This is a genomic window from Lactobacillus gigeriorum DSM 23908 = CRBIP 24.85 (assembly GCF_000296855.1).
Taxonomy (GTDB): domain Bacteria; phylum Bacillota; class Bacilli; order Lactobacillales; family Lactobacillaceae; genus Lactobacillus; species Lactobacillus gigeriorum.
In genome coordinates this window covers 1-4,836 of record NZ_CAKC01000049.1, presented here as the reverse complement: position 1 = coordinate 4,836, position 4,836 = coordinate 1, and the positions used below count along the sequence as shown (strand labels likewise).

Here is a 4,836-nt window from a genome sequence, read left to right as displayed (position 1 = left end):
ATGGCAGGTGGAACTTGGAGAATTCAAAACAAAGTAAGACCTGGTGTCTACATCAATGTTAAAGGCGATGGCAAGCCAGTATTAACCACACCTTTGGGCCGTTTATTGATGTTCCAAAACAAGCCTTTAGGTTGGGGCAAGAAGGGCATCATTGAATTAACTGCTACTAGTGATTTCACTGTGCTAACTGGCCATAAGAATACTGACAAGGTATTGGCTCCAGTTTATGAAGCTTTGAAGGATGCTGAAACAGTATTACTTTTAAATGATTTTGATGGCGGTGCTAAGTCAACTTCTACTAAAGAAGGTGTTTACACTATTAATGCTAAGTATGAAGGTGAACAAGGTAACAACATTAGTGTTAGCTTTGTTCCTGCTCCTTTAGTTGATGGTGCTAACACTCAAGATGTAACCGTAACTACTATTTTTGGTACTAAGCAAGTTGATCAAGTAAAAATTACTTTACCTTTACCAAAGGCTGATGCAATTGCCGCAGCTGAATTAACTAAGGAAGATCAATTAGAAGTACATAATGACTATGTAGATATTACTTTTGGTACTAATCCGGTAGATGTTACTAAGGAATTAAATGGCAAGGGAGAATATCCACTTTATACTGCTATCTTTAACGGTTTAACTCAAAATGCCGCTAATGTTTCTCTAGCTGGGGGCTCAAATGGTACTAACAAGGTAGTAGATGATATGAATGATTACTTGGAAAATGAATTCTATGCTGTAGCAACTACTGCAGGTTGGGATGAATCAAGCAACATTCATAAACTTTTAGTTGAAGAAATTAAGCTTTTACGTGAAAACGTTGGTATAAAGGTTCGTGCCGTTGTTCCTAATACAAGCGGTGTGGTTTACAACTATGAAGGTGTATCAACTGTTTTGAATGGTTATGTACTTAATGATGGCACTGTAATTACTCCTAACATTGCTACTGCTAGATTTGCTGGTATGAGTGCTAGTGCTACACCAGATCAAGCATTAACTTATACCCAACTTGATGATGCTGCAGAAGCTAGACCTAAGTTGAATAATGATAAGACTATTGAAGCCTTAAATGCAGGTCAAATTGTCTTTACAACTCGTAGTGGTGAACGTGTAGTTATTGAACAAGATATTAACTCGCTTACCAAATTCACCAGCATTAAGCCTAAGGACTTTAGCAAGAACCGTATTATTAGAACACTTGATGAAATCTGTACTAATACTACTCAAACATTTGAAACTAGTTTCTTAGGTAAGGTTTCAAACAATGAAGCTGGTAGAAACGTCTTTAAGGCTAACAGAATTGGTTACTTAACGGGCTTACAAAACCAAAACATGATTCGTGATTTTGAAAACTCCGATTTAACTCTTTCTCAAGGTGACGAAAAAGACGCTGTATTGATGGAATTGTATGTAACACCAGTTGACGCAATGGAAAAGCTTTATGTCAACTTGATTGTAAGATAGGAGGAAACTAGATGGCGGATTTAGATCACTTATTAAGTGGTAGAGATACCATCTCTACTAAGGATGCGAAGGTGTTCCTTAACATTAATGGTCGAATTATTAACATGATTGAATGTAATAAATTAACCATTAAGATGGAAAAGAACAAGGAAGATGTTCAAGTTTTAGGTAACCACTGGAAGATGAAAAAGACCACGAGTGTTGAAGGTACTGGTACTTTGGGTGGCTACATCATTAACTCTAATTGGCTTAAATATGGTGTTCCTTATACTCAACAAGGTGGGGATCTTTACTTTGAATTAACTTTAACCATTCATGATCCAACTTCAAAAACTGGTACTCAAACTGTTCTTCTTAAGAATGTTAACTTGGATGATATTCCAGTTGTTGATTTTGAAGCTGATGATGGTGTTATGGACTATGAAACGGACTTTACATTTGAAGGCTTTGAATTAGTTGAAGAATTTGATGGTATTAAGTAGGAGTTAAACAATGGCTGAAACAAATATTAAAGATTTCTTGATGGAAAATGTAGGCAGTCCTAATAGAGAAGAAGAAGTTAAACTCAAGCGGTTCAAATCTCCTTTTAAGATTAGAGGACTTGATGCGGAAGAAATTTCTGAAATTCGTAAGCAAGCTACTAGAAGAGTTCTTAATAGAAGAACTCATCAATATGAATCAGAAACTGATCAGAATAAAGTAGCAGAATTAACTTTAACTGCAAGTGTGGTTTCCCCAGATTTGCAAAATGAAGAACTACAAAAGTCATGGGGCTGTTTAGGTGACCCCGCAAAGCTTTTAAAGAAAATGCTTTATGTAGGTGAATACAGTAAGTTATCTGATGCTGTTATGGATGCTTCAGGTATGAATGAAGATGCTGATAATCCTGATGACTTGATTGAAACAGCAAAAAACTAATTGATGATTCAGTAGGTGACTTTGCAATATATCACTATGTATTGCAGGAATACCACTGGACACCAAAACAATGGGCTGATTTGAGTATTCGTGAGAAATCTATAGTAATTGCATCTATTCAGATCAGAACTAGAGACGAAAAGAGACAACAAAAAGAGGCAGAAAGAAAGGCACGTAGGAAACATATCTAATTTATCTATATGAGGGTATACTTTTGCGTGCCTTTTTCTTTTGTCAAAAAAACAGAAAGAAAGGAGGTAATCAATGGCCGAAATTAGTGCAGCAATAAGAATTAATGATGCTTTTAGTGGTGCATTAGATAAACTTTCAGCAGGATTGTCTAAAGGACAGAGTGGATTCAATAAACTAAAAGGCGCATTAAGTGGTAATTCTTTTAACGGAGCTACTAAATCATCAAATGGATTTTTTAAATCTATGACTGGTGGTGTGGTAATGGGTGGCTTGATTAATAAAGGAATGGGGCTTGCAGGAAATGGAATCAGGTCTTTGATTTCTGATATGAGTGAATCCAATGCCACTTGGAAAACGTTCGAAGGTAACATGCATCAACTCGGGGCTTCAGGTAGTCAAATTAATAGTGCTAAGGCTGATATGCAAAAGTTCGCACAGCAAACGATTTATAGTGCCAGTGATATGAGTAGTACTTACTCACAACTTACTGCAGTTGGTATCAAAAATACTGGGAAGCTAGTTAAAGGTTTTGGTGGCTTAGCCGCTGCAGCCGATAACCCGCAGCAAGCGATGAAAACTCTGTCTCAACAAGCTACTCAAATGGCTGCAAAGCCACTGGTACAATGGCAAGACTTCAAATTAATGCTGGAACAAACTCCAGGCGGTATTTCTGCAGTTGCTAAAACAATGAATATGAGTACTAGAGAATTAGTTAAAAATGTTCAAGACGGCAAAGTGAAAACAGATGAATTCTTAAGCGCTATTGCAAAAACTGGTACAAATGCTAACTTTTCCAAGATGGCCACTCAATATAAAACGATTGGTCAAGCTATGGATGGGTTAAAGGAAACTATAACCAATTCACTTGGGGATGCATTTGAAGCGGTCAACAAAGTAGGTATTAAGGCGGTTTCTGGTCTTGCAGATAAAATAGGCAAGATTGATGGTAAGAGCTTAGCTAAAAATATCACCGCTGGAATTAATAAAATAAAGCCTATTTTGTCAAACATTGGTAAAAGCTTTAGTCAATTCTTTAAAGGCTTTGGTGAATCTGGAGCAGGTAAAGCGATAGGTGATATGTTTAATCATATAGCTGATGCCGCCACTAAATTAACGGGGTCACTTTCAAAGACAAAAGGTGGTTCTAGCCTTTTTGAAAAACTTGGAAATTTTTCGGGTGCTGGTATTGAAGGTGTTGCTAAATCGATCAGTGCCATTGCTGATGTGATTGGTGAATTAGATCCGAAGTCGTTAACAGTTTTAGCAACTGCTTTTGGGATTCTAAAGGCAAGTACAAAAGGTATTGTTGTTACCGGAATTGTCGCACTTTTTGAAGTTCTAGCTAAACTTGATCCTGGAACCTTAAATGGTATTGCTAAAGCATTAGGTGCCGTAGCGTTGGCCGTTGTAGGTTTTAAGATAGGTAAAAAGATTGATGGAACAATTGACAGCCTTAAGAATATGTATGACATTTTTAAGGGCAAAAATAAACTTAAAATGCCGGGAATGGAACCTCCAAAAACACCGCAAATGCCGGATACTGGACAGCCGGGCAAGATTATGCAAAATACTGGTGCATATATGAAGTTGGGCGTCGCTATTCTTATGGTGGGCGGTGCAGTTACTTTAGCTGCTTTAGGTTTCAAATTACTAGCTGATGCAGCAACTCAATTAGCTAGCGGTGGCGGTGCCGCAATTGCTACTTTTTTTGGGATGGTAGCCGCTATTGCTGTATTAGCTGTTGTAGTTAGATTATTGGGTCCTGCAATGATTGGAGCTTCAGTGGGATTCTTGATGTTTGCCGCAGCTCTTTTAATTATTGGTGCCGCTATTTTTGTGGCTTCTGCTGGAATTACAATGTTAGCAACTCAATTGCCTATTATTTCTCAATATGGACTTAGTGCCGCAGTGGGATTGCTTGCATTAGCTGGGGCAGTTGCCGTATTCGGTGTTGGTGCTTTAGTTTCTGCAGTTGGAGTAGTTGTATTAGGTGCTGGATTAATAGTTTTAGCCGCTGGATTGATGATAGCCGCTGTAGGTGCATTGCTATTCGGTGTTGCATTAACTTTAATTGCCGCCATGTCTTTAGTTGCTGGTGCAGGTTTAATGATCATGGCTGTAGCTATGGTAATGATTGCACCAATGACATTGATTGCCGCAGTGGGCATGATGATGTTAGCAATAGCCATGGTAATGATTGCACCTATGGCAATGATTGCCGCTGTTGGAATGTTAATGTTATCAATGGCTTTAATTTTAGTTGGG

Annotated in this window: 4 protein-coding genes; all 4 read left to right on the top strand. The window is 37.9% G+C overall.

Annotated elements, in window-relative coordinates; all coding sequences use genetic code 11:
* On the top strand, positions 1-1,461 hold a 1,461-nt coding region (locus tag BN52_RS05135), incomplete at its 5' end, for a phage tail sheath C-terminal domain-containing protein (protein ID WP_040473420.1).
* 11 nt (positions 1,462-1,472) lie between these two features.
* Entirely contained in the window at positions 1,473-1,943 is a 471-nt protein-coding gene (locus BN52_RS05130) for a phage tail tube protein (protein ID WP_008473249.1), read from the top strand.
* Positions 1,944-1,953: 10 nt separating this feature from the next.
* Complete coding sequence (locus BN52_RS05125; RefSeq protein WP_008473248.1) at positions 1,954-2,379, top strand: phage tail assembly chaperone; 426 nt, start codon at positions 1,954-1,956, stop codon at positions 2,377-2,379.
* A gap of 264 nt (positions 2,380-2,643) precedes the next feature.
* Positions 2,644-4,836: tape measure protein (locus BN52_RS10120; RefSeq protein ID WP_040473419.1), on the top strand; the 2,193-nt coding region annotated here is incomplete at its 3' end.